Origin of the sequence: Desulfuromonas versatilis (assembly GCF_019704135.1) — a bacterium.
GTDB classification, from domain to species: domain Bacteria; phylum Desulfobacterota; class Desulfuromonadia; order Desulfuromonadales; family NIT-T3; genus Desulfuromonas_A; species Desulfuromonas_A versatilis.
The window spans coordinates 697,379-718,721 of the sequence record NZ_AP024355.1; the positions used below are offsets into that span (position 1 = coordinate 697,379).

Genomic DNA, 21,343 nt, shown 5'->3' on the forward strand with positions numbered 1-21,343 from the left:
GCAAGATTTTTCCCCCTTGAGCGGACCCCGGCGTCGGGGGCAGGGGGTTTCGCTGAGCGGATCGTTGAAACAAAGGGCGAAGCCGCGCTTGACTGGGTGGATTTGTCTGGTATTTTCCTCAATAAGAATGATTACGATTGTCTTTCGACTCGAATTCGTGATTCCGGGACGGGAAAACCTGTAAGTGCCTGGCCAGAAAAAGTGATCCAAAAGATTCTTGGGCGACCCTATGGGTCGCCGATGAATTTTTGATGACTCAGGAAGGTCGATGAATCGCACTTATCGCCCAGTCGGAACTCACGAGCCAGGTGCAAATGCCGACCATGGATCAACCCAGGCTTGAAAATCTGCTCACAAGCTTTACCGAAGCCTGTCGCCAGGCCGGCCTTAAGCTGACGCATCAACGCCTGGAAATTTTCCGCGAGCTGGCGGTTGCGGTGGATCACCCCACCGCGGAAACCCTGCACCAGAGGCTGTTGCAGCGCATCTCCACGCTCTCGCTGGACACCGTTTACCGGACCCTGGCCACCTTTTGCGAATACAACCTGGTGCAGAAGGTCGAGACGGTGGAGAGCCAGGCCCGTTTCGAAGTGGTCCACAGCCGGCACCACCACCTGATCTGCAAACACTGCCGGGAAATCATCGATTTCGACTGGCCGTTCTTCGACACGGCCGGCCTGCCCGAGGCGATCCGCGGCTGGGGCAAGGTCGACAGTCGCCACGTGGTGGTCTACGGGGTCTGCGACAAGTGCCTGAAATAGAAACGGACCGGGTGGGGTTTTTTTTTTCAGCCGGACGTCACGAATAGTTCCTAGGTAGGATAGTTAATTAATCGTTCGACCCAGATCCCCGGCATCCCTCCCCGCCCCCCGCTGCCAGCCGGAGCCGGCCGCGAGGCAGGGAGCATAAATGTCGCGAACCGCAGGTCGCGGCGCAAACAGAAACCAAGCCATCGGTGTGAGGCCAGCCCCCTGGCAGCACGGTGCAAATGTTCATCCGACGAAAGGAGACAACTTCATGAGTGACGCTAACAAGTGCCCGGTAACAGGCAGCTCAGGCAAACAGACAGCTGGCGGTGGCAGATCCAACCGAGACTGGTGGCCGAACCAGTTGAACCTCCAGATTCTGCACCAGCACTCCTCACGCTCCAACCCGATGGGCGAGTCGTTCAACTATGCAGAGGAGTTCAAGAAACTCGACCTGAAGGCGCTGAAGCAGGACCTCTATGTGCTGATGACCGACTCGCAGGACTGGTGGCCCGCCGACTACGGCCACTACGGGGGCCTCTTCATCCGCATGGCCTGGCACAGCGCCGGCTCCTACCGCACCGCCGACGGCCGCGGCGGGGCCGCCACGGGAGCGCAGCGCTTCGCGCCCCTCAACAGCTGGCCGGACAACGCCAACCTCGACAAGGCGCGGCGGCTGCTGTGGCCGATCAAAAAGAAATACGGCCGGAAAATCTCCTGGGCCGACCTGATGATCCTCGCCGGCAACTGCGCCCTGGAGTCGATGGGCTTCAAAACCTTCGGCTTCGGCGGCGGCCGCGAAGACGTCTGGGAGGCGCCGGAGGACATCTACTGGGGATCCGAGACCGAGTGGCTCGGCGACCAGCGCTACAGCGGCAATCGGCAGCTCGATAGGCCCCTCGCCGCCGTGCAGATGGGCCTGATCTACGTCAACCCGGAAGGGCCCAACGGCAACCCGGATCCCGTCGCCTCGGGGCGCGACGTGCGCGAGACCTTCGGGCGAATGGCGATGAACGACGAGGAGACCGTCGCCCTGGTCGCGGGTGGCCACACCTTCGGCAAATGCCACGGTGCCGGCGATGCGGCCCTGGTCGGCCCCGAGCCCGAGGCCGCCCCCATCGAAGAGCAGGGGCTCGGCTGGAAGAGCGGCTTCGGCAGCGGCAAGGCCGGGGATGCGATCACCAGCGGCATCGAGGGGGCCTGGAAGCCGAACCCGACCCAGTTCGACATGGGCTACCTGAAGGTGCTGTTCAAATACGAGTGGGAAAAGGTCAAGAGCCCCGCCGGGGCCTATCAGTGGCTGGCCAAGGACGTGGAGGAAGAGGATCTGGTGGTCGACGCCTTTGATCCGAGCAAAAAGCACCGGCCGATGATGACCACCGCCGACCTCTCGCTGCGCTTCGACCCGATCTACGAGCCGATCGCGCGGCGCTACCTGGCCAACCCCGAGCTATTCGCCGACGCCTTCGCCCGCGCCTGGTTCAAGCTGACTCACCGCGACATGGGCCCGCGCGCCCGCTACCTCGGCCCCGAGGTCCCTGCCGAAGAGCTCATCTGGCAGGACCCGGTCCCCGCGGTCACCCATAAGCTGATCGACGCAAAGGACATCGCCGCCCTCAAGGCCAAGCTCCTCGCTTCGGGCCTCTCCGTCTCCCAGCTGGTCTCGACGGCCTGGGCCTCGGCCGCCAGCTTCCGCGGCTCGGACAAGCGCGGCGGTGCCAACGGGGCGCGCATCCGTCTCGCCCCGCAGAAGGACTGGGCAGTGAACCAGCCGGCCCAACTGCAGACGGTGCTGCAGGCCCTGGAAAAAATCCAGCGGGAGTTCAACGGCGCCCAGACCGGCGGCAAGGCGGTTTCGCTGGCCGACCTGATCGTGCTCGGCGGCTGCGCGGCTGTGGAGCAGGCGGCGAAGAAAGCCGGCCACAATGTGACCGTCCCCTTCACCCCCGGGCGCGCCGATGCCTCCCAGGAGCAGACCGACGTGGAGGCGTTCGCCCCCCTCCAGCCGGAGGCCGACGGGTTCCGCAACTACCTCAAAAAGCAGTACGCCGTAGCGGCGGAGCATCTGCTGGTGGACCGGGCACAGCTGCTCACCCTGACCGCTCCCGAAATGACGGTGCTGGTCGGCGGCCTGCGGGTCCTGGGGGCCAACGTCGGAGGGGCCCCCCACGGCGTCTTCACCAAGCGGCCGGAGACCCTCAGCAACGACTTCTTCGTCAATCTGCTCGACATGGGCACCGCCTGGACCCCGGCCGCGGGGGGCGACGGGGTGTTCGAGGGGCGGGATCGCAAAACCGGCGCCGTCAAGTGGACCGGTACCCGCGTCGACCTCGCCTTCGGTTCGAACTCCCAGCTCCGCGCCCTCGCCGAAGTCTATGGCTGCGCGGACTCCCAGGAGAAGTTTTTGCACGACTTTGTCGCGGCCTGGGACAAGGTCATGAACCTCGACCGTTTCGACCTCGCCTGATTTTCTCTGCCGGGGCGGGCAAGCCCCGCCCCGGCGTTTCCCGTCAACCCCTGGGGGCGGGCGCCATGGCGCCGGCCCTCATCACCATCATTCGCAAGGAGAAGGACTGCAATGCCCAGCATCAAAGGAACCGAGACCGAAAAGAACCTGCTGAAATCGTTCGCCGGCGAAAGTCAGGCCCGCACCCGCTACACCTATTTCGCCGCCGTCGCGAAAAAGGAAGGCTACGTGCAGATCTCCGATATCTTCGAGGAGACTGCCAACCAGGAGAAGGAGCACGCCAAGCGTTTCTTCAAGTTCCTCGAGGGGGGAGATCTGGAAATTACCGCCTGCTTCCCGGCGGGCAGGATGGGTACCACGGCCGAGAATCTGCTGGCCGCGGCGATGGGCGAGAACGAGGAGCACAGCGAACTGTATCCGGCTTTCGCTGCCAAGGCCCGCGAAGAAGGGTTCGGTGAGATCGCCCAGGTCTGGACGGCGATCTCGGTGGCGGAAAAGCAGCACGAGAAACGCTATCGCGACCTGTTGGCCAATCTCGAAAATGGGCAGGTATTCACCCGCGAGGAAATTGTGACCTGGCGCTGCCGCAACTGCGGCTACCTGCACATCGGCCAGCAAGCCCCGGAGAAGTGTCTCGCCTGCATCCATCCCAAGGCCCATTTCGAGCTGCTCGGCGAGAACTGGTAGGCTGCCGGCGAAGCCGGACTTCAGGGCCTTTTATCCCCGAAAATGCACAGGGCGCCGGATCGGTTGAAGCGATCCGGCGCCCTTGTCGTTGCAGGGGGGGAAGCGGAAGCCCGGGCAGAACTTTCTGGCGGCCGTCGGGCCCTCAGTGGGCCTCGATGAAAGCCTCCAGCTCGGCGTGCCACTGGTCCGGCTCGAAGGTGCCGGGGTGGGTCGTTTCGCCGAACAGCAGGTCGACCAGGTAGCGGGGCTGTTTGCCGCCGATGTGCATCGCCTTGATGCAGGAGACGCAGTAGACGACCACCTCGTCCACGGGCATTTCCGCGGCCCGCCGGCGCATCTGCTCCTTGACCTGCTCCACCGGCAGGGTGCCGTAGTAACTGTCGCCGCAGCAGGTCGAGCGGGTCCCGCTGCGCTCCGGCTCGACCAGTTCGATGTTCATCCTCTGCAGCAGAGTGCGGATGGCCCGATGCACTCGCTGCTGGTCGCGGGTGGGGCAGGCGTCGAGGATGGCCATCCGGCGCTGCCGGTAGTCGGGGAAGGGGAAGCTTTCGCTCGCCGCCAGCAGTTCCCAGAAGGAGACCGTGGAAATCCCCTCGTAAAGCTGCCGGTAGCGCCGGTCGCAACCGGCGCAGGTGTTGATGATCCGGGTCCCTGCCGGCAGCCCCGGCTGGTGCCGGCAGCAGGTCCGGTGCTCCTGGAGTTCGGGAAAGTCCTGTTTCAGCAACTCGAGCATCCGTCGTGCCAGTTCCGGCTTGTAGATCAGCAGGGCACAGCCGGGGGCGAAAGCCATATCCATGAAAAGGCTCCTTGAAAGGGGAAGACCGCTCCGGTGGTTTAGGGGACATCTGCACGTCATGTCGGCTCGGGCGGAAGGTATCACTCCCTAATCGGTGCGCCAACCCGATTCTTGCGGAGGTAAGTTTTTTTCGAATTCGTATTTCGTGCAGGGTAATCCTTCTACCCCCCCCGTTGGGAGGAGTGCCAGGGGGAGGGGAACTGCCGGGCCCACCGGGGCCTGGCGCAGTCAGGTGAACATCCGAGCGGCTTTTTCTCTTCGCTCTGCAATGGAGTTCGATTGTCGGCCGGCTTGATTTCGCCGGTTGCGGCCCTTCTGGCGCGGTTTGAAAAAATGCTAGGATGAAAAGGCCCCGCTTGCTGGCCTAAGATATGGATCATTGGCCTTTTTTTTCTTGTCCAGGTTTCCATGTTGGGCTAGTATTCGCCCCTTTTCCGGTAGCCAAGTAAAGAACCCGGATAACGCAACAAGAAAGGCACCTTCGCCCATGAGAAATAATCCCGGGTCCATGGACCAATCGCTGCCCAGCGCCCTGGCGCTGCTTCCGTTGCTTCTCTTTCTCGCCATTTTCCTCGGCAGCGGTATCTACTACCACCTGCAGGGGACCGAATTTGCCTTTTACCAGATTCAGGCCCCAGTGGCCGCCCTGCCTGCCCTGGTGCTGGCCTTTGCGCTTTCCCGCCGCTCGCTGCACGACAGTGTCGAAACCTTTCTGCGCGGAGCCGGCCATGAAACCATCATGGCCATGTGCATGATCTACCTGCTGGCGGGCGCTTTCAGCGCGGTAGCCGGCGCTACCGGAGGAGTCGAGGCCACCGTCGCCCTGGCGCTGCGGGTGATCCCCGAGAGCCTGCTGCTGCCCGGCCTGTTTCTGGTCGGCGCGTTCATCTCCACCGCCATGGGCACCTCCATGGGGACCATCGCTGCGCTGGCACCCATTGCCCTGGGAGTCGCGGAAACCGCGGGACTTTCCCTGCCCCTGGCGGCGGGGACCGTGCTCGGCGGCGCCATGTTCGGGGACAATCTTTCCATAATCTCCGACACCACCATCGCCGCCACGCGCTCCCAAGGCTGCCGCATGCGCGACAAGTTCGCCGTCAACTTTTTCATCGCACTGCCCGCCGCGGTGGTTGTGCTGCTCACCCTCTGGCTTTTCTCCGGGGGCTCGGAGATCCCGGAGATGGAGACCCTGCAGCCCCTCAAGGTGCTCCCCTATGTCGTTATTTTGATCATGGCCCTCGCCGGCTTTAACGTCTTTGCGGTGCTGCCGGCCGGTATCCTGCTCGCCGGTCTGATCGGCATGCTGACCGTCGACGGCTACGGCATCACCAGCCTGGCCGGGGATATCTGGACCGGTTTCACCAAAATGCAGGAGATCTTCATCCTCTCCCTCATGATCGGCGGTCTCGGTGCCCTGATGAAGGAGCAGGGCGGGCTCGCTTTCCTGGTCCATAAGGTCGAGGCTGTTATCCGCCGCTGCTCCCGCGGGGGCGACAACCGGGCCATCGCGGAAGGGGGGATCGCCGGAGTCGTTGCCCTGACCAATCTCTGCACCGCCAACAACACCGTGGCGATCATCGTCAGCGGCGACGTGGCCCGCGACCTCGCCAGGCGCAATGGGGTTTCCCCGCGCCACGCCGCCAGCACCCTCGACATCTTTGCCTGCGTCATCCAGGGGGTGATCCCCTACGGTGCCCAGATCCTGCTGGTTTCTTCGGTCATGGAGCTCAGCCCCCTGCAGGTCATGGGCAAGGTCTATTACTGTTTCCTGCTCGCCCTGGCCGGGGTGGTTGCGATCATGGTCAGGGCAGCCCGCGCCCGCGCCTGAGGCGGTCGCTGGACGCTTTCGGCGAGCAGTTGCCGGGGAGCCGATGGCGCGTTACGATTTCGTGCGGGTGGAATAAGTGGAGCGGCGGGTCCGGCTTCTCCCTGTCAGGCGGCGGAACCCCTTTTCCTTCCGAAGCGTGGCCACCTGCGTTTTTCCCTGCCGACCTCGACGTCCAGGTCGACCACCAGGGGCAGGTGGTCCGAGTAGAGTACCTGCGGTACCTGGATGTCGCGGACGCTGATCCCCCTGCTGTAGAGGACGAAATCCAGGTGCCGCTGGGGCCTGTGGCTCGGAAAGGTCGGCAGCCGCCGATGGTTGGCGTTCTGCAGGCCGCTGGCGGCGAGAAACAGCTCGATCTCCTCCTCGCCCCAGAGCGCGTTGAAGTCCCCGGCCACCAGGTGGGGCTTCCTGGTCTTCTTCACCAGGTTGTACAGGGCGCCGAGCTGCTGGTGGCGCACTCGGGAGCCGAGCGCCAGATGCACCAGGAAGACCACCACGTGGTCGAGTTCGAGCTCGAGAACCAGCCGTTTCATCCCCTGCTCGAAGAAATGGAAGGTCGTCCCGCGGATCTTGTCCCGGGCCAGAAACGCGTTGCCCTGTTTGCTCAGCACCGGGATGTTGCGCCACAACGAGGCCTCGCCGTACTTGACCGAATGGGCATGGTAGTGCCCCAGCTCTTGCGCGATCAACTCAGCCTGGTTTTTCCCGCCGCTCCGGTACGATCCCTGGTCCACCTCGATCAGCCCCACCAGGTCGGGTTCCTGTTCGCGCAGAAACGAGGTGATCCGCCCCAGGTTCTTGCGCGAGGGGCGGAAATAGTCGTGCGCCCTGCGCCCCGTTGCGTAGCGGATGTTGTAGAGGATAAATCGCATCGTAGCTCCTGAAATGCAATTAAAGCCTTGTATCGGCCATGACGCAAGGGGGGCCTGGTCCCCGGCGGGCGCCGGCAACGAAAAAGCCCCCGGGATGTCCCGGAGGCTTTTCGGCAGTAACTGCCAAGTTGGGTCAATGGCTGCGGGCCCAGTCCGGGTTGCTCATGGGGTCTCCGGGGTAGCCGAGTTTTTGCCAGTCCAGGCGGCCGTTGTCACCATGGCAGTCCAGGCAGCCCAACGCCTGCTGCTTGGGGACCACCATGTGGTTGATGCGCCAGTGCATCTCCGTCTCGACGAACCCGTACTCGCCGCTGTAAGGCAGCCCGGCAGCCTTGCTGCCGAGGCGGGCCGCCTTGTCCCAATCGAAATCGACCCAGTAGCCGCCGTCGTTGGCTACCTTGGCGGTGATCAGGTTCTTGAAGCGGGTGTCGTAGATCTGCTTGCCGCGCATGACCTTGAAGGGGTGGATCCGGGCCTCCTGGTCGCCCCGGTCTCCCAGGGGATAGGCCAGCCGCACCACCTGCTCCGGGTCGATCTGCTCGCCCCTCTGGTAGCCCTCGGCGGTACCATTATACCAGTGGTATTCGGGAACCACGTTCTTGGCGTACTTCATCTCGCCCTTCTTCTTCACGTAGGTATGATGCCCGTACTCGTCCTTTTCGTCGAACTGGCGCTCTTCGCCGGCCTTGGACCAGTCCCACCAGATCTTGGTGGCCAGGTTGGTGGCAAAGGTCGGAATGTGGCAGGTCTGGCAGGCGACGCTATCGAGATGGGCGTTGATGCGACTCTGGGAGTGGATCTCGCCCTCGTGGCAACCGGTGCAGGCGATGTGCAGGCGGCCTCCCGGTGAAACACCGAGGGAGTTGCCGGAAATCTGGTGATTATTCGTGGCGTGGCAATCGACGCAGGCGAAATCGTTGCCCTCGACGTTCATGTGGACGTCGGTGTTGCGGTCCGGATAGGCCATGGAGGAGTCGAGATCGCCGTGCTTGACGGCGTCGCCGCCGCCGCCGTAAAAGTGGCACTGGCCGCAGTTGTCGCGGTTGGGCCTGCCGACATTGGCCGCCACGTACAGCAGGTCCACCTTCTCGATCGGGTAGCCGGCCAGGTTGGTCCCCTTGACGTAGGTGCCCGTGGTGTCGTGGCAGACCAGGCAATCGACGTTCTCGGGGTTCTTGAAGTCGTAGCTGTCGACATCGGTCAGGCCGTAGCCGGCGTGGCACTTGGCGCAGAACTGCTCGTTGCCGGCCACCGAGGTGCAATAGTTGTTGAGGGCGTTCTTTTTGCCGCGCTCTACCTGCTTGCCGTCGACCTCCTGCACAAGGCCCCAGTTCCAGTGCGAGGTCTTCATGAAATCCCTGGCTTCCGACTCGTGGCACTGGAGGCATTGGCGGGTGACCTCCTGGGGCTCGGCAATCGGTCCCTTGATCCGGTCCTGGTGGCTGGCGGCCAGCGCCGGCCCGGCTATCAGGACTGCCAACAGCGAAACAATCTGCAGATACTTCATCTCCCTGGTCCTTTCTTTCATCTTAGGTTGCTGCCCGGAAGGGCAGCGGTGGCAGTTGGTGAAACATGATTTAACAATTTAAATATTCGGAATTCTACATATATAAAAATTTTCCGTCAAGGTAAAAACTTCTTATTAGGATATGTGGCTGGCCCCCGCGGGCTGCGGCGTCACCCTGCCGCCTGCCGCAACGGCACTTTAGGCGGCCTTTGCGGCAAGGGAATTAAAACCTAGCCATGAGCGGGTTGGTGCGTGGCGCCGAATCGACTGGCTGCGGAAACCGGGAAATCGAAAGTCCGGGTGAAGGGATGGAAGTAAATCGATGGTTGTGAATTTTCCTCCTTGATAGGTCGAACAATGTGAGTAGTATTTAATAATGTTCCCATCCAGGGGTTAGAGATGACCATACGCAAGGAGGAGACTGATGATGACATTCAGGGGAGGGCTGGCTGGTTTGCTGATCGTGGGTATAAGCGCAGCTCTGCTGCAGGCGGGCTGCGGGGGTGGAGGCGGCAGTGACGGCCCCGTCGGCGACCCGGGGGCCGATCCGCCGCCGGCCGAGGTGACCGAGGCGGGCAGGGTCGTGCAGGGACCGGTGGCCGGGGCCCTGGTGTTTGCGGACCTCAACGGCAACCTGGTTGCCGATGGCGATGAGCCGTCGGCCGAAACCGACGCTGACGGCGGTTTTGAACTTACGGTCCGGAACCAGTCCCGGCGGTTGGTCAGCCGGGGCGGGTACGACACCCTGAGGGGCAGGGCGGCCTACGAGGTGCTGGCCCCCGGAGGGGCGGCCAATATCACCCCCCTGACCACTCTGGTGGCCCTGGCCGATCACCCCGATGAGCTGAAGGCGCGCCTCGCCCTCCTGTTGCCCGGGGAAGACTACGATACCGACCTTTCGCAGCCGCAGGGAGCCTCCCGGGAGCTGTTCAAGCTCGCCAAGGGGGCCGAGTTGCTGATCGAACTGTTCGACGGGCTGGGGATCGTGCAGGATGCCCAGCATCGCCTGCTGTTTCGCCTGCTCGGCGGGCAGGTTGCGGGGCTCGACCCCGTGTTTCTGAATTTTGACCCGGCCCTGGTCGATGCCCTGGGTGAGGCTGCCGCCCTGGGTTGCCGGCAGGTCGCCGGGGTCGGCTTCACCTGTGAAGACCCTGCCGGCATGAAAACTGCCGTGGTGCAGGCGGCCCAGGCGCTGCTGGAGCGGATCGCCGCTCTCCCCTCGCCGGTCAGCGAGGAGGCGGTGGAGACGGCGCTGGTTGGGCTGGCCAGGGATCCGGCGCCTCTGCTGAACTGTGTACGCACCGGTTTCGTGGAATTGCAGCAGGTGCTGGTCGACGGCCAGGAGATTTCCAGCGGCGCTGCCGTCCCGGCCGATTTTGCGTCCATGGAAATCCTCTTCCGGGGGCATAACGACTTCGGCGTAGAGAAGTCTTACCCCGGCGCCACCGTGACCCTGATCATCGATGCCCGGCAGAGCAGACGCCAAGCGCTCATCGAGGCCAAGGGCGTCAAGTTGACCCTGAGCCCCGACGGGACGCCCAACATGGTGCTGGATGCCGGGGGCCAGGTCACCCTCAAGGGTCGCACCGCCGAGGGCATCACCATCAGCGGCGGCGGCGTGGCGGTACCGGGGACGCTGCTGCTGCAGGATGGCCGGATGCTGCTCGACCGGGAGCAGCTGGAAAAGGCCGTGAAGGCCAGGTTCGGAATCCTCCCCTCCAACCTGCTGGTCCCCGGTGAGTACGTGGTGCAGATGCGGGTCAAAGGGCTGCCGCTGGCCGACTGGGCCTTTACGATCAGGGTGATTTGAGCTTGGGGCTTGACCTGCGGCGGCCGGGCGGGTACCGTGCTCCATCCATAAAAGTACAGCCCCGGCCAGGGTCCATCGACGCTGCCGGGGGTGGATCATGGCCCGAGCAACCCTTTGCGGAGTCCTGTCGTGGAACTGATGGCCATCCTGCTGGCCGTTGCCGGCCTCTGGGCGGTGGCGGTGGTTACCCCCGGCCCCAACGCCCTGGTCGTGGCGCGCATCGCCATGGCCGAAACCTTCGCCGGCGCCTGGTTCGCCACCCTGGGGATCTGCAGCGGCACAATCTGCTGGGGGGCGGCCGGTTTTTTCGGCATCAGCCTGCTGTTCACCTGCGCTCCCTGGCTGTATCTGGGGCTGAAGGTCTGCGGCGGCGCCTATCTGGTTTTTCTCGGCATCAGATCCCTGGCCGCAGCCCGCCGCGGCTGCGCCCAACTGGATGGAGAGAGCCTCCGCCGGCGGACCGCCCCCGGCGACGCCTGGAGGCTCGGCCTGGTCACCAACCTCACCAACCCCAAGACGGCCGCCTTCGTCGGCAGCCTGTTCGCCGCCTCGCTGCCGCCCGACCCTCCGCTCTGGGTCGGCCTGCTCTGCATAGGCCTGATGGCGGCGATCTCCCTGGCCTGGTATTCTCTGCTCGCCTGGCTGCTCTCGGGCCGCCGCTGCGCTACCGCCTATGCCCGCGGCCGGCACTGGATCGAACGCTGCGCGGGGCTCATCTTCATCGCCTTCGGCCTGCGCCTGGCGAGCGGCCGCTGAAGCGGGTTACGCAACAGACCCACTTCCCGGCCGGGAGGCGGGGCTGATTTTTTTTGCAGGTGGATCTGATTTGCAGGTTTACCCCTGGGGGTCTGGTGAAAGACGCTGAATTCAATTTTCTTTTTTTCAGGTTTTAAGCACTTGCTTTTTAAAACGCACCCATGCTAGGATCATTTCACTTGAGTAAGTTTGTGCAGGTTTTCGCAACCTACCATTTTGGCAAAGTGTCAAAATGGACCTAAACACGCAGACCCACTTGGGCTGTGTGTTTTTCTTTTTTGGGGTTGAAATTTGCACAACAAAAAGGCCCCATGGGGGGCGATGGAGAAAAAGATGGCAGAAGGTACCGTAAAGTGGTTTAACGACGCAAAGGGTTTTGGTTTCATCGAGCAGGACAATGGGCCCGACGTTTTCGTTCATTTTTCCCAGATTCAGGGCGACGGCTTTAAATCTCTCGCCGAGGGCGACCGGGTGTCTTTTGATGTCACCCAGGGCCAGAAGGGCCCCCAGTCGTCCAATGTTCGCCGACTGAAGTAAGCTTTACCCCAGCCAATCCAAAGAGCCTCACGGATTTTCGTGGGGCTTTTTTTCTATCTGCAGTTTGCGGAAATACGCTCTCAGCCCGAGAGCTGGTGGAAAAAACACCTGAAAGGACAACCTTATGGCGAAAAAGCCAAACTACAGCTGGGAAAAGCGCCAGAAGGAACTTGCCAAAAAAGCTAAAAAGGAAGAGAAAATTAAACGCAAAGAGGCCGAGAAGGTCCAGGGCAGCTCCGAAGAGGAATAGCTACCCGGCCCCGCGGACGCTGGGAGGTGGGCCAGTTGTTTTTTCGATGAAAAAACATGGGCTGGGGCGGGAGTGTTTGAGCCTTGGGCCCCCTGCCCCTCATGTTAGTGCGCTAGAAATACTCCTCTTCGGAACCCCCTTTTTTTTTCAGGGGCCAATCTTACTTGAGGACATCGGCGAGAAACCGCTGGGTACGCTCCTCGCGGGGGTTGCGGAAAATCTCTTTCGGCGGCCCCTGCTCCATGATGTGGCCGTCGGCCATGAATACCACCCGGTTGGCCACCCGCTCGGCAAACCCCATCTCGTGGGTCACCACGATCATGGTCATCCCCTCGGCGGCCAGACCCTCCATGACCCGCAGCACCTCCCCCACCAGCTCGGGATCTAGGGCGCTGGTCACCTCGTCGAAAAGCATCACCGAGGGCTTCATCGCCAGCGCCCGGGCGATGGCCACCCGCTGCTGCTGCCCGCCGGATAGCTGCGCCGGGTAGCTGTCGCGCTTCTCCTTCAGTCCCACCTTGTCGAGCAGTTCCAAAGCCTCCACGGTAACCTCTTCGCGTCTTCTGCCCAGCACCTGGGTCGGGGCCTCGAGAATGTTCTCCAGCACCGTTTTGTGCGGGAAGAGGTTGAAGTGCTGAAAAACCATCCCCATGTGGGTCCGGACGCGGTTGAGGTGCTTCTGAAAGGCTCGCGGTGAGAGATCGGTGCGATTGACCCGTTCGCCGTCCACGATGACTTCCCCCCCCGTTGGGCTTTCCAGGTTATTGACGCAGCGCAGCAGGGTGCTCTTGCCCGACCCGCTCGGGCCGATCAGCACCAGGACCTCGCTGCGCGCCACGTCGAGATCGATCCCCTTGAGCACCTGGTTATCCCCGAAGCTCTTGCTCAGGTTGCGCAGGCGGATCATCGGTTCCTTGGTCATCTGCCTCTCCCCCGTATCACTCATGCATGCCCCCAGGTGGTGCGCCGCTCGACCTGACGCAACGCCAGGGAGGCGCAGGTGGTCAGAACTGCGTAAAGGAAAGCCGCCATCAGATACATCTCGAAGGGTTTGAAGGTGGAGCTGATCAGCCGCTGGGCGGTCAGGGTGAGTTCGACCAGGGTGATGGTGGAGACCAGCGACGTGTCCTTGATGAGGATGACGAAATTGTTCCCCAGCGGCGGAATGATCAGCCGCAGCGCCTGCGGCAGGATGATACGGCGCATGGTCAGGGCCTCGCTCATGCCAAGCGAGCGCGCGGCCTCACGCTGCCCTTTGGGCACGGCGAGAATCCCGCCGCGGATCGTCTCGGCATTGTAGGCACCGGTGTTCAGGGCCAGGCCCAGAACCCCGGCCCAGAAGGGACTGAGATCGACCATGAACTGGGGCAGGCCGAAGTAGATGATGAACAGCTGCACCAGCAAGGGGGTCGAACGGATGACCCAGACATAGAAGCGGCCCGGCCAGTGCAGCAGAGGGTTGGCGGAGAGGATGCACAGGGCGGCCACCAGGCCGAATATCAACCCGAGAACGAGGGAGATCACTGAAATCTCGAGGGTCAGCATCGCCCCTTTTACAAGGAAAGGGAAATAGTGGCTAATGACATCCCAGTCGAGCATCTTGAAGTACCCCCTGCGGTTGATTCATGCTTGCGATGACAATCGAGTCAGCCATGGCCGCCTTGGCTTCCGGCCGCGGCGAATCAGCGTGCGTCGATCTTCAGCCACTTCATGCTGATGTCATGGTAGGAGCCGTCGTTCTGCATGGAGGCGAGGGCCTCGTTGATGGCGCTGCGCAGGCCGGGATTGTCCTTGGCGAGCGCGATGCCCATCTTCTCTTCGTACAGCAGGGGACCGGCCAGTTTAATCGGGGCGTTTTTCTCGTCGATCGCCATGGCGCCGACGATGCGGTCGGTGATGAAGCCGTCAATGCGGCCGTTGGCTACTTCAAGGATCATGTCGGGGACACCTTTGTAGGTACGCACATCCACACCGGGCAGATTGGTCCGCACCCACTCTTCAAAAGTGGTACCCAGGGTCACGCCGACTTTTTTCCCGTTGAGCTGCTGCGCCGAATCCACCTCGGATTTTTTGGGCACGAACAGCTGGGCGCCGGAGCGATAGTAGGGGTCGGAAAAATCGATGGCCTTCAGGCGTTCCTCGGTGATCGCCATGCTGCCGCAGATCAGATCGTACTTGGCGGCCAGCAGACCGGCGATGATGCCGTCCCAGGCTGTGGTCAGAGGGGCGGGTTTAACGCCGATGCGGCGGGCGATCTCGCTGCAGAGCTCCACGTCGAAGCCTGCCAGCTCGTTGTTCTCATTGACGAAATTGAAAGGGGGGTATTGCCCGCTCATGGAAAAGCTGATTTCACCCGCCTTGCGGATCTGGTCAAGCTCATCGGCGGCACAGGGGGTGGCGATCATGAAAAACACGGCAACAAACAGGGTGGACACCGCAGCTCTGTACATACCTCGCTCCTTGGCAAAAGGTCACCCCGATCCGGGGTGAGGCGATTTAAAAACCGGGTCCATCGCAAAGCACGCTGAAACCCGATGGCGAACATTCATATTAAAGAGTTGTTTAATGATTTCCACCGGGGCTGCGGGAAAAAGACCTGTTGGCGATGCCCAACTCCCCTTGGAAAGCCTTTGCGGAAAACCCTCGATCAGTTCGTTCTTTCAATAATGGTCGCGATCCCCTGACCGCCGCCGATGCAGGCCGCGGCGCAGCCGAGGCGGGCCCCGTTGCGCTGGAGGGTGCGGGCCAGGGTGCCCACCAGGCGAATGCCGGTGGCCCCGAGGGGGTGGCCGATGGCGATAGCACCACCGTTGACGTTGACCCGCTCGGGGTCAATTTTCAGCTGCCGGATGGCGTTGAGCACGACGATGCTGAAGGCCTCGTTGATCTCCCAGTAATCGATGTCGGCGGCTTCCAGGCCGGCCTTCTTCAGCGCCATACGCACCGCAGGGATGGGGCCTGCTCCCATCAGGGTGGGGTCGACGCCAGCAAAGCCGATGGCGCGGATGGTGGCGAGAGGCTCGAGCTGCCTGCTCTCAGCGCGCGCCCGGGACATCAGCAGCAGGGCGCCGGCCCCGGCGTTCAGGGGCGAGGCATTGCCGGCGGTGATCAGGCCGTCGGGGCGAAAGACCGGGGCCAGTTTGGCCAGATCTTCCGGCTGGGCGTTCTCGCGAACCCCCTGGTCCCGGCAGACGGTCATCACCTCTCCGCTCGCCTGTCGGGCCTCGATCGGCAGAATCTCGTCGGCCAGAAACCCCTCCTGCTGTGCCTTTGCCGCCCGCTGGTGAGAACGGACGGCCCACCGGTCGAGAGCTTCACGACCGAAGCCGCTTTCGCTGCAGAGCTTTTCGGCGGTGAAGCCCATGTGCATGGTGGTTGACATGTCCCAATGGCCGAAGCGCTCCTCCCGGTACAGGCGTGGATTGACGGAAATCGTCCCTTGGTCGAACAGGGTCGGTCCGACGGGGACCCGCCCCATGTGTTCCATGCCGGCGGCCAAAACCAGGTCGGCATAGCCGGCGGCAATCTCCAGAAACCCGGTATGGATCGCCGCCATGCTGGAGCCGCACTGCTGATCGATGAACTTGGCCGGCACCTTGGCCGGCAGATTGGCGAGGAAAACTGGGGTGCGGCCGCCGAAGGTCCACTGCTCGCTCACTCCGAGCGCCGAACCGACGAGAAAGTCGTCCACCTCGCTCCCCTCGATCCCGTGTCGTTGCAGCAACTGCGGAACCACCTCGGCCAGCAGGTCATCGGCACGTAGCGCATGGAACCAGTCCTTGCCCGGGTCTCCGGGCTTGACCTTGGAGCAGGCGGTTCGCAGATACCCGGCAATTACCACATCCTGCATGAGTTATTTCTCCCTCGGTTTCCGTTCCGGTTCATTCCGCCAGGTGGCACCAACGGGCGAGAAACAGCGCATAGGCCCTGGCCACCTGCAGAATGCTGTCGATATTGACCCGCTCGTTGGCGCCATGGATGTTCTCCGCCACCGGTCCGTAGCAGGTCCCCACCCCTTTGCCGAAAAAGTGAAACGCCCGCAGGTCGGTGGTGCAGGTCGAAATGTAGGTCTCGGCATCCTGGCCGATCAGGGAGCGGTGACAGCCATTGAGGGTCGCCAACGCCGGCAGTTCCCGGCTGAGCGTATGCCCCTCGGAGCGGAAGCCGTAGAATTCCACCACGGGCGGATTGTCCGCCAGCCAGGGGTCGCTATGCGCCGCCTCGGCCACCGCGGCCCGGATGCGCTCGCAGACCTCCGGGTAGGGGGTGCCGGGAAAAAAGGAGAGCCGGCCGTGGAATTCGGCGGCGGCCGGGACGGTGGAGGGCCAGTCGCCCCCGTTGAAGATGCCGATGTTCAGGTTGAGCGGATGCTGGATGGCGCGGTAGGCGGCGGGGCGCTCCTCCGCGTTCATCGCCTCCTCCAGGCGGCGCAGGGAGGCAATGATGGGATAGCTCTTTTCAATGGCGTTGGCCCCCGCCGCGGTGGCCTGGACGTGGCAGGAGACCCCGCGCATGCGGACCTTGAACCAGAGTACTCCGACCTGGGCGGTGTAGAGGGTCGGCCCGAAGGGTTCGGGGATGAGGACCGCATCGGCGTCGTAGCCCGCTTCCCGGCAGGCCAGCGCCCCGTTGCCGCAGCACTCCTCCTCGATGACCGCCTCCAGGGTCACCGGCGCGCGCAGGCCGAAACCGGCTCTTTCCACGGCGTGCAGGGCGTAGCTCATGGCTGCCACCCCGCCCTTCATGTCTCCGGCTCCGCGCCCGTACAGCCAGCCGTCACGAATGACGGGCGTAAAGGGGTCGGTCTCCCAGAAGTCCACCGGCGCCGGGCTCACCACGTCCAGATGTCCGTTGAACAGGGCGCTGCGCCCACCCTGGCCATCCGCCGGCCGCGCCGCGACCAGATTGTAGCGTCCCTGGTAGCTCCAGGGGACCGGGGCGAAACCGGGATGCTCGGCGAGAACCGCCGGATCGATGGGCACCCGCTCCGGCGGCAGGCCGAGCCGGACCAGCTCATCTTCCATGACCCGCAGGGCGGACGCCTCGTTCCCCAGGGTGCTGGGTTCGCTCACCAGTCGGGCGGAAAAATCGATGATCTCATCGGCCAGGGCGTCGACGGTCGCCAGGATGCGTTGTTCCGCGGTGGTCATTGGCGTGGCTTGGGCTCCTTCAAAGGTTAAAACCGGGGGATCTCCCCTGCTGCGAAGAGCAGGGGCGCAGCGGTCTTCTCCTGCACTTCACGAAGGCTCGACTCGTGGGCGATCTCCCGCAGCATCAGCCCCTGGGGGGTCACGTCGATCACCGCCAGTTCGGTGATGATGGTTTTCACGCAGGCCCGCGCTGTCAGCGGCAGGGTGCAATGGGCCAGGATCTTGGGCTCCCCTTCCCGGGTGGTGTGAGAGGTGGTGACAATCACCCGCTGCGCCTTCTGGGCCAGTTCCATTCCGCCGCCGATGCCGGGCGCCATCTTCCCCGGGATGATCCAGTTGGCCAGATCGCCATTGGCCGAAACCTCCAGAGCGCCGAGAAAGCTGGTGGTGACCCGCCCCCCGCGGATCAAGGCGAAGGAGAGGGCGCTGTCGAAAAAGGAGGCTCCGGGGGTGAGGGTGACGTAGTTGGCGCCGGCATCGATCAGGTTGCGGTCCTCGGTCCCCCTGGGGCAGCGGGGGCCGATGCCGAGGATGCCGTTTTCCGACTGCACGAAGACCTCGACGCCGCCCGCAAGGTAGTCGAGGATCATGTTCGGGATGCCGATGCCGAGATTGATCACCTGACCCGAATGAATCTCCCGGGCCGCGCGTGCGGCTATCTTTTTTCTATAGGGCATGGTGTGGCAACACTCCATAGTCCGGGGTGAGTTCGTCAAGGGCCAGAATATGATCGACAAAGGCTCCCGGCAGATGGATCCGGTCCGGATCGAGGGTGCCGGTTTCCACCACCTTTTCGGCTTCCACGATAACCGTGGCGGCGGCGGTGGCCATCAGGGGACAGAAGTTTCGCGCGCTCTTGGCAAAAACCAGATTGCCGGCCCGATCGGCAACCGCCGCGTGAATCAGGGTGACGTCGGCGCGCAGAGCCTTCTCCAGAATCGCTTCGCGCCCGTCCAGGTTCACCACCTGGCGACTTTCGCGCAGAATGGTATCGACGCCGATATCGGTCAGAAAGCCGAGCAGGCCGGCTCCCCCGGCCCGGATCTTCTCGGCCAGAATCCCCTGCGGGTAGAGCAGGACCTCGATTTCCCGCCGGTTCATCATCGCCACTGCCGTCGAATTGAGCCCGATATGGGAGGCGATCAGGGTTTGCACCTGGCCGGCCTCGAGCAGTTTGGAGATCCCCATTCCCGGCTCGTTGGCGTCATTTTTGACCAGCGTGAGGTTTTTTGTCCCCTGGCGAAGCAGCAGCTCGATGAGGGTAAAGGGGGTGCCGGGTGCGCCGAATCCGCCGACCATGATGGTTTGGCCGTCGAGTACCCGCCTGAGTGCTTGATCTCCTGCGATGGTTTTGTCAATCATTTTCCCTGGTCCGTTCCGGGCTCGTTTTGCTCATGACCCAAGTGTCGTCGCCGGCAGTTTGGCCTCGGTGCGTTCCAGCGCGCGCTCGAGCAGGGCCAGCAGTTCCTTGATCTCTTTTCTGGTGGAAATCAATGGCGGCGCCACCAGCACGTGATCCCCTTTGAGGCCATTGATCGGTCGCCGCGGGTAGATGATCAGTCCTTCGTCGTAGGCCTCATCGGTCAGCAGAAAGTGAATATTTTGCTCGGCGGGAAACGGTTCGCGGGTTTTGCGCTCCTGAACCAGCTCGATGGCCGTGAGCAGACCCTGGCCGCGCACCTGCCCGATGAATTGAAACCGTTTTTTCAGGCGCTCCAGCCCCGCTTTCAGAAGTTTGCCCATCGCCGCCGCGTTTTCGCTCAACCGGTTTTCGGTGATCACATTGAGCACCTCGAGGCCGACGGCACAGCCCATCGGATTTCCCGCCAGGGTATGCCCGTGGGAAAAGCCGCCGTTGTCCATCATCTCGTCCACGTATTCGGTTCGGGCGGCGATGGCCCCCAGGGGGTAGTATCCCGCCGTGATGCCCTTGGACATCACGACAATATCGGCGTCCACATCCCAGTGCTCGTAGGCAAAGAGTTTTCCGGTGCGCCCGAAACCCGTCATCACCTCGTCGAGGATGAGAAAGATGCCGTATTTCTTGCAGATATGCTCGATCACCCCGAAATAATCCCGGGGCGGGACCACCGCCCCCGTGCTGGCGCCGCCGATTGGCTCGGCGATAAAGCCGGCGATGCTTTCCGGGCCCTGCTCGACGATGGCTCTTTCGAGCGCCCAGGCGCATTCCAGGTTGCACTTGGTTTTTTTGTGATATTGGCATCGGTAGCAATAGGGCGCCGGGATTTTGGGATAAGCCTTCATCATCGGCCGGAAGGGGATTTCGAGAGGGGAATAGGAGGTCAACGCCAGGGCCCCCAGAGTCGAACCATGATAGGAGGGGGTCCGGCTGATGAACTGGTGCCGGGACTTCTGCCCCCGGTTGAAGAAATACTGACGACACAGCTTTATTGCCGACTCCACCGCTTCCGAACCGCTGGAGACGAAAAAGACGCGCTGCAGGTGGGGCGCCAGATACGTTACCAGCTCAGCGGCGTAGCGATGGGCCGGCTCGTTTTCAAACTGCGTCCGGTAGGCGAAGACCGCTTTGCGGGCCTGCTCGGCGAGGCGGTTGGCCACCCGGTTGTTGCCGTGGCCGATATTGCAGTTGACCGCCCCGGAACTGCCGTCGAGATATTTTTTCCCGGTATGATCCCAGATGTAGACGCCCTGGGCCCTTTCGATGAAGGGCATTTGCTTGCGCGACTGGTAGAACAGATAGTCGGTGCTGAAGCTATCGAGGTTCTCCATTGGCAATGCATTTTCTGTCATTTTTTCTGCCCGCGATTGGATTCTCGGATCTGGTCTCCGAGATTTTTGTTGTGTTTTTTTATGGGCGGCCTATATTACGATAATCGTAAATGATTTACGTTTTTATAGGATATGCCCCATCCCTCAGACTGTCAACCAAATTGGCGAAGCCTTACTAAGTTATATTTATGGTAAAAAGAGAAGGTCTTTCCACCTCTTTGATGAATTTTCCCGGCAGCCCACGGGGCTGCTGCAAGGCACAGGACAATAATTAAATGGACGGGGGCCGATGTGGTTTGGTCTCTTGCAAAACCAACAAAAAGGAATTTTCTCCATGGCGAAACGACCGATGGACTATTTTGCGAAGACCCTGGAAAAAGGCATGAGGATTCTAAACCTTTTTGATGAAAAGAATTCAGCTTGGAGCCTGACGGCAGTGGCTGAAAAAATAGGGATGAATCTTACTTCTACGTATAGGTTGGTTAACACATTTATTGAATTGGGATATTTGAATAAAGATTCAAATTCGAAAATATTACGGCTTGGGCCAATGGCGGTTGCTATGGGAAATCGTATTATTCGTGGATTCGACATGCATAGATTGATAGACCCGTTGGTGAATGAAATACAATGTCAATATAATGTCAGTATTGACATTTCGCTATTTCAGTCACATTTTCTGGTTCAGGTGTATAACCGTGAAACACCAAACACATTGGTATATAACCAGGATGTGGTAAGTGATTTTTTATACTGCACAGCATCGGGTAAGGCTGTAATGGCAAGTTTGCCGGATGACGAACTTGAGGAATTGGTCCGCCGACAATCTTTCGAGGCGAGGACTGAAAAAACGATTTCGGGCAAGGAGGAATTATACGAGGACCTGGCTTCGGCCAGGAAAAGAGGCTATGCGACAAACAACGAGGAGTACATCAAGGGCCTGATTGCCATTGCGGCCCCCGTACTTAACCAGAGCACCAAGCGACCGATCGGCGCGGCCTGCTTCACCTCAACGACTCTGGACCAGTCTCTGGCGGAATTTGAAGATAAATATTCAACTGTTTTGCGGGAATTTGCCAATAGGCTCACCGGGGTGATCCCGAATTCGTGATTATCTAAACCCGATTCGCCCTTGAAGGGGGGCAACTGTCAAAGCCGCCAAGGTGTTCCGCTTCCCTGCACCCCG

The 21,343-nt window shown here is 61.9% G+C and carries 20 protein-coding genes; 9 read left to right on the forward strand and 11 right to left on the reverse strand.

The window, feature by feature from the left end; translation table 11 throughout:
• The first annotated feature begins 323 nt into the window (after nucleotides 1-323).
• The 3 genes from DESUT3_RS03070 (at nucleotide 324) to rbr (ending at nucleotide 3,900) form a co-directional block, all read left to right on the forward strand.
• A complete protein-coding gene (locus tag DESUT3_RS03070; protein WP_221251005.1) occupies nucleotides 324-761 on the forward strand; it encodes a Fur family transcriptional regulator in 438 nt (145 codons plus the stop codon).
• A 256-nt stretch (nucleotides 762-1,017) separates the two neighbouring features.
• Nucleotides 1,018-3,213, forward strand: coding sequence for a catalase/peroxidase HPI (katG, locus tag DESUT3_RS03075; protein ID WP_221251006.1), 2,196 nt, complete (start codon nucleotides 1,018-1,020; stop codon nucleotides 3,211-3,213).
• 111 nt (nucleotides 3,214-3,324) lie between these two features.
• Nucleotides 3,325-3,900: a rubrerythrin gene (gene rbr, locus DESUT3_RS03080; protein ID WP_221251007.1), complete on the forward strand. Its 576-nt coding sequence runs from the start codon at nucleotides 3,325-3,327 to the stop codon at nucleotides 3,898-3,900.
• Between the two features lie 142 nt (nucleotides 3,901-4,042).
• Here the strand turns inward: rbr and DESUT3_RS03085 are convergent, their stop codons facing one another.
• Nucleotides 4,043-4,696: a heterodisulfide reductase-related iron-sulfur binding cluster gene (locus tag DESUT3_RS03085; protein WP_221251008.1), complete on the reverse strand. Its 654-nt coding sequence runs from the start codon at nucleotides 4,694-4,696 to the stop codon at nucleotides 4,043-4,045.
• Between the two features lie 487 nt (nucleotides 4,697-5,183).
• Between DESUT3_RS03085 and DESUT3_RS03090 the strand changes: the two genes are divergently transcribed.
• The gene (locus DESUT3_RS03090) at nucleotides 5,184-6,524 is read left to right on the forward strand and encodes a Na+/H+ antiporter NhaC family protein (RefSeq protein ID WP_221251009.1); all 1,341 of its coding nucleotides are present in this window, start codon (nucleotides 5,184-5,186) and stop codon (nucleotides 6,522-6,524) included.
• 104 nt (nucleotides 6,525-6,628) lie between these two features.
• On the opposite strand, the gene DESUT3_RS03095 is transcribed toward DESUT3_RS03090, so the two are convergent.
• On the reverse strand, nucleotides 6,629-7,396 hold the full coding sequence (locus DESUT3_RS03095) for an endonuclease/exonuclease/phosphatase family protein (RefSeq protein WP_221251010.1): 768 nt from the start codon (nucleotides 7,394-7,396) through the stop codon (nucleotides 6,629-6,631).
• Nucleotides 7,397-7,529: 133 nt separating this feature from the next.
• Nucleotides 7,530-8,903, reverse strand: a complete 1,374-nt coding sequence (locus DESUT3_RS03100; RefSeq protein ID WP_221251011.1) for a tetrathionate reductase family octaheme c-type cytochrome — start codon at nucleotides 8,901-8,903, stop codon at nucleotides 7,530-7,532.
• Between the two features lie 424 nt (nucleotides 8,904-9,327).
• Between DESUT3_RS03100 and DESUT3_RS03105 the strand changes: the two genes are divergently transcribed.
• The 4 genes from DESUT3_RS03105 (at nucleotide 9,328) to DESUT3_RS21090 (ending at nucleotide 12,256) form a co-directional block, all read left to right on the forward strand.
• Nucleotides 9,328-10,713 carry a hypothetical protein gene (locus DESUT3_RS03105; RefSeq protein WP_221251012.1) on the forward strand — a complete coding sequence of 462 codons (1,386 nt, stop codon included), beginning with the start codon at nucleotides 9,328-9,330 and terminating at the stop codon, nucleotides 10,711-10,713.
• Nucleotides 10,714-10,851: 138 nt separating this feature from the next.
• The gene (locus DESUT3_RS03110; RefSeq protein ID WP_225911679.1) at nucleotides 10,852-11,469 is read left to right on the forward strand and encodes a LysE family translocator; all 618 of its coding nucleotides are present in this window, start codon (nucleotides 10,852-10,854) and stop codon (nucleotides 11,467-11,469) included.
• A gap of 333 nt (nucleotides 11,470-11,802) precedes the next feature.
• Entirely contained in the window at nucleotides 11,803-12,006 is a 204-nt protein-coding gene (locus tag DESUT3_RS03115; protein ID WP_221251014.1) for a cold-shock protein, read from the forward strand.
• Nucleotides 12,007-12,130: 124 nt separating this feature from the next.
• A complete protein-coding gene (locus DESUT3_RS21090; RefSeq protein ID WP_264082185.1) occupies nucleotides 12,131-12,256 on the forward strand; it encodes a hypothetical protein in 126 nt (41 codons plus the stop codon).
• 160 nt (nucleotides 12,257-12,416) lie between these two features.
• Here DESUT3_RS21090 and DESUT3_RS03120 read toward each other — a convergent pair whose 3' ends face one another.
• From DESUT3_RS03120 to DESUT3_RS03155, 8 genes are all read right to left on the reverse strand, one after another.
• Complete coding sequence (locus DESUT3_RS03120) at nucleotides 12,417-13,178, reverse strand: amino acid ABC transporter ATP-binding protein (RefSeq protein ID WP_318835976.1); 762 nt, start codon at nucleotides 13,176-13,178, stop codon at nucleotides 12,417-12,419.
• Between the two features lie 20 nt (nucleotides 13,179-13,198).
• Nucleotides 13,199-13,855 carry an amino acid ABC transporter permease gene (locus tag DESUT3_RS03125; protein ID WP_221251015.1) on the reverse strand — a complete coding sequence of 219 codons (657 nt, stop codon included), beginning with the start codon at nucleotides 13,853-13,855 and terminating at the stop codon, nucleotides 13,199-13,201.
• A gap of 83 nt (nucleotides 13,856-13,938) precedes the next feature.
• Complete coding sequence (locus DESUT3_RS03130; protein ID WP_221251016.1) at nucleotides 13,939-14,706, reverse strand: ABC transporter substrate-binding protein; 768 nt, start codon at nucleotides 14,704-14,706, stop codon at nucleotides 13,939-13,941.
• Nucleotides 14,707-14,903: 197 nt separating this feature from the next.
• Nucleotides 14,904-16,106: an acetyl-CoA C-acetyltransferase gene (locus tag DESUT3_RS03135; RefSeq protein WP_221251017.1), complete on the reverse strand. Its 1,203-nt coding sequence runs from the start codon at nucleotides 16,104-16,106 to the stop codon at nucleotides 14,904-14,906.
• Between the two features lie 31 nt (nucleotides 16,107-16,137).
• On the reverse strand, nucleotides 16,138-17,406 hold the full coding sequence (locus tag DESUT3_RS03140) for an ArgE/DapE family deacylase (protein WP_221251018.1): 1,269 nt from the start codon (nucleotides 17,404-17,406) through the stop codon (nucleotides 16,138-16,140).
• Nucleotides 17,407-17,432: 26 nt separating this feature from the next.
• Nucleotides 17,433-18,083: a 3-oxoacid CoA-transferase subunit B gene (locus DESUT3_RS03145; RefSeq protein WP_221251019.1), complete on the reverse strand. Its 651-nt coding sequence runs from the start codon at nucleotides 18,081-18,083 to the stop codon at nucleotides 17,433-17,435.
• The gene (locus DESUT3_RS03150; RefSeq protein ID WP_221251020.1) at nucleotides 18,073-18,768 is read right to left on the reverse strand and encodes a CoA transferase subunit A; all 696 of its coding nucleotides are present in this window, start codon (nucleotides 18,766-18,768) and stop codon (nucleotides 18,073-18,075) included. The genes DESUT3_RS03145 and DESUT3_RS03150 overlap by 11 nt, the downstream gene beginning before the upstream one ends.
• A 30-nt stretch (nucleotides 18,769-18,798) precedes the next feature.
• Nucleotides 18,799-20,157, reverse strand: coding sequence for an aminotransferase family protein (locus DESUT3_RS03155; RefSeq protein ID WP_221251021.1), 1,359 nt, complete (start codon nucleotides 20,155-20,157; stop codon nucleotides 18,799-18,801).
• Between the two features lie 334 nt (nucleotides 20,158-20,491).
• On the opposite strand from DESUT3_RS03155, the gene DESUT3_RS03160 reads away from it, so the two are divergent.
• Nucleotides 20,492-21,268, forward strand: coding sequence for an IclR family transcriptional regulator (locus DESUT3_RS03160; protein WP_221251022.1), 777 nt, complete (start codon nucleotides 20,492-20,494; stop codon nucleotides 21,266-21,268).
• Nucleotides 21,269-21,343: the final 75 nt, after the last annotated feature.

Bases quoted from the DNA above. Each gene is read 5' to 3' on its own strand.
- DESUT3_RS03070 (WP_221251005.1), top strand. From the start codon at position 324: ATGGATCAACCCAGGCTTGAAAATCTGCTCACAAGCTTTACCGAAGCC.
- katG (WP_221251006.1), top strand. From the start codon at position 1,018: ATGAGTGACGCTAACAAGTGCCCGGTAACAGGCAGCTCAGGCAAACAG.
- rbr (WP_221251007.1), top strand. From the start codon at position 3,325: ATGCCCAGCATCAAAGGAACCGAGACCGAAAAGAACCTGCTGAAATCG.
- DESUT3_RS03085 (WP_221251008.1), bottom strand. From the start codon at position 4,696: ATGGATATGGCTTTCGCCCCCGGCTGTGCCCTGCTGATCTACAAGCCG.
- DESUT3_RS03090 (WP_221251009.1), top strand. From the start codon at position 5,184: ATGAGAAATAATCCCGGGTCCATGGACCAATCGCTGCCCAGCGCCCTG.
- DESUT3_RS03095 (WP_221251010.1), bottom strand. From the start codon at position 7,396: ATGCGATTTATCCTCTACAACATCCGCTACGCAACGGGGCGCAGGGCG.
- DESUT3_RS03100 (WP_221251011.1), bottom strand. From the start codon at position 8,903: ATGAAGTATCTGCAGATTGTTTCGCTGTTGGCAGTCCTGATAGCCGGG.
- DESUT3_RS03105 (WP_221251012.1), top strand. From the start codon at position 9,328: ATGATGACATTCAGGGGAGGGCTGGCTGGTTTGCTGATCGTGGGTATA.
- DESUT3_RS03110 (WP_225911679.1), top strand. From the start codon at position 10,852: ATGGCCATCCTGCTGGCCGTTGCCGGCCTCTGGGCGGTGGCGGTGGTT.
- DESUT3_RS03115 (WP_221251014.1), top strand. From the start codon at position 11,803: ATGGCAGAAGGTACCGTAAAGTGGTTTAACGACGCAAAGGGTTTTGGT.
- DESUT3_RS21090 (WP_264082185.1), top strand. From the start codon at position 12,131: ATGGCGAAAAAGCCAAACTACAGCTGGGAAAAGCGCCAGAAGGAACTT.
- DESUT3_RS03120 (WP_318835976.1), bottom strand. From the start codon at position 13,178: ATGACCAAGGAACCGATGATCCGCCTGCGCAACCTGAGCAAGAGCTTC.
- DESUT3_RS03125 (WP_221251015.1), bottom strand. From the start codon at position 13,855: ATGCTCGACTGGGATGTCATTAGCCACTATTTCCCTTTCCTTGTAAAA.
- DESUT3_RS03130 (WP_221251016.1), bottom strand. From the start codon at position 14,706: ATGTACAGAGCTGCGGTGTCCACCCTGTTTGTTGCCGTGTTTTTCATG.
- DESUT3_RS03135 (WP_221251017.1), bottom strand. From the start codon at position 16,106: ATGCAGGATGTGGTAATTGCCGGGTATCTGCGAACCGCCTGCTCCAAG.
- DESUT3_RS03140 (WP_221251018.1), bottom strand. From the start codon at position 17,406: ATGACCACCGCGGAACAACGCATCCTGGCGACCGTCGACGCCCTGGCC.
- DESUT3_RS03145 (WP_221251019.1), bottom strand. From the start codon at position 18,083: ATGCCCTATAGAAAAAAGATAGCCGCACGCGCGGCCCGGGAGATTCAT.
- DESUT3_RS03150 (WP_221251020.1), bottom strand. From the start codon at position 18,768: ATGATTGACAAAACCATCGCAGGAGATCAAGCACTCAGGCGGGTACTC.
- DESUT3_RS03155 (WP_221251021.1), bottom strand. From the start codon at position 20,157: ATGGAGAACCTCGATAGCTTCAGCACCGACTATCTGTTCTACCAGTCG.
- DESUT3_RS03160 (WP_221251022.1), top strand. From the start codon at position 20,492: ATGGCGAAACGACCGATGGACTATTTTGCGAAGACCCTGGAAAAAGGC.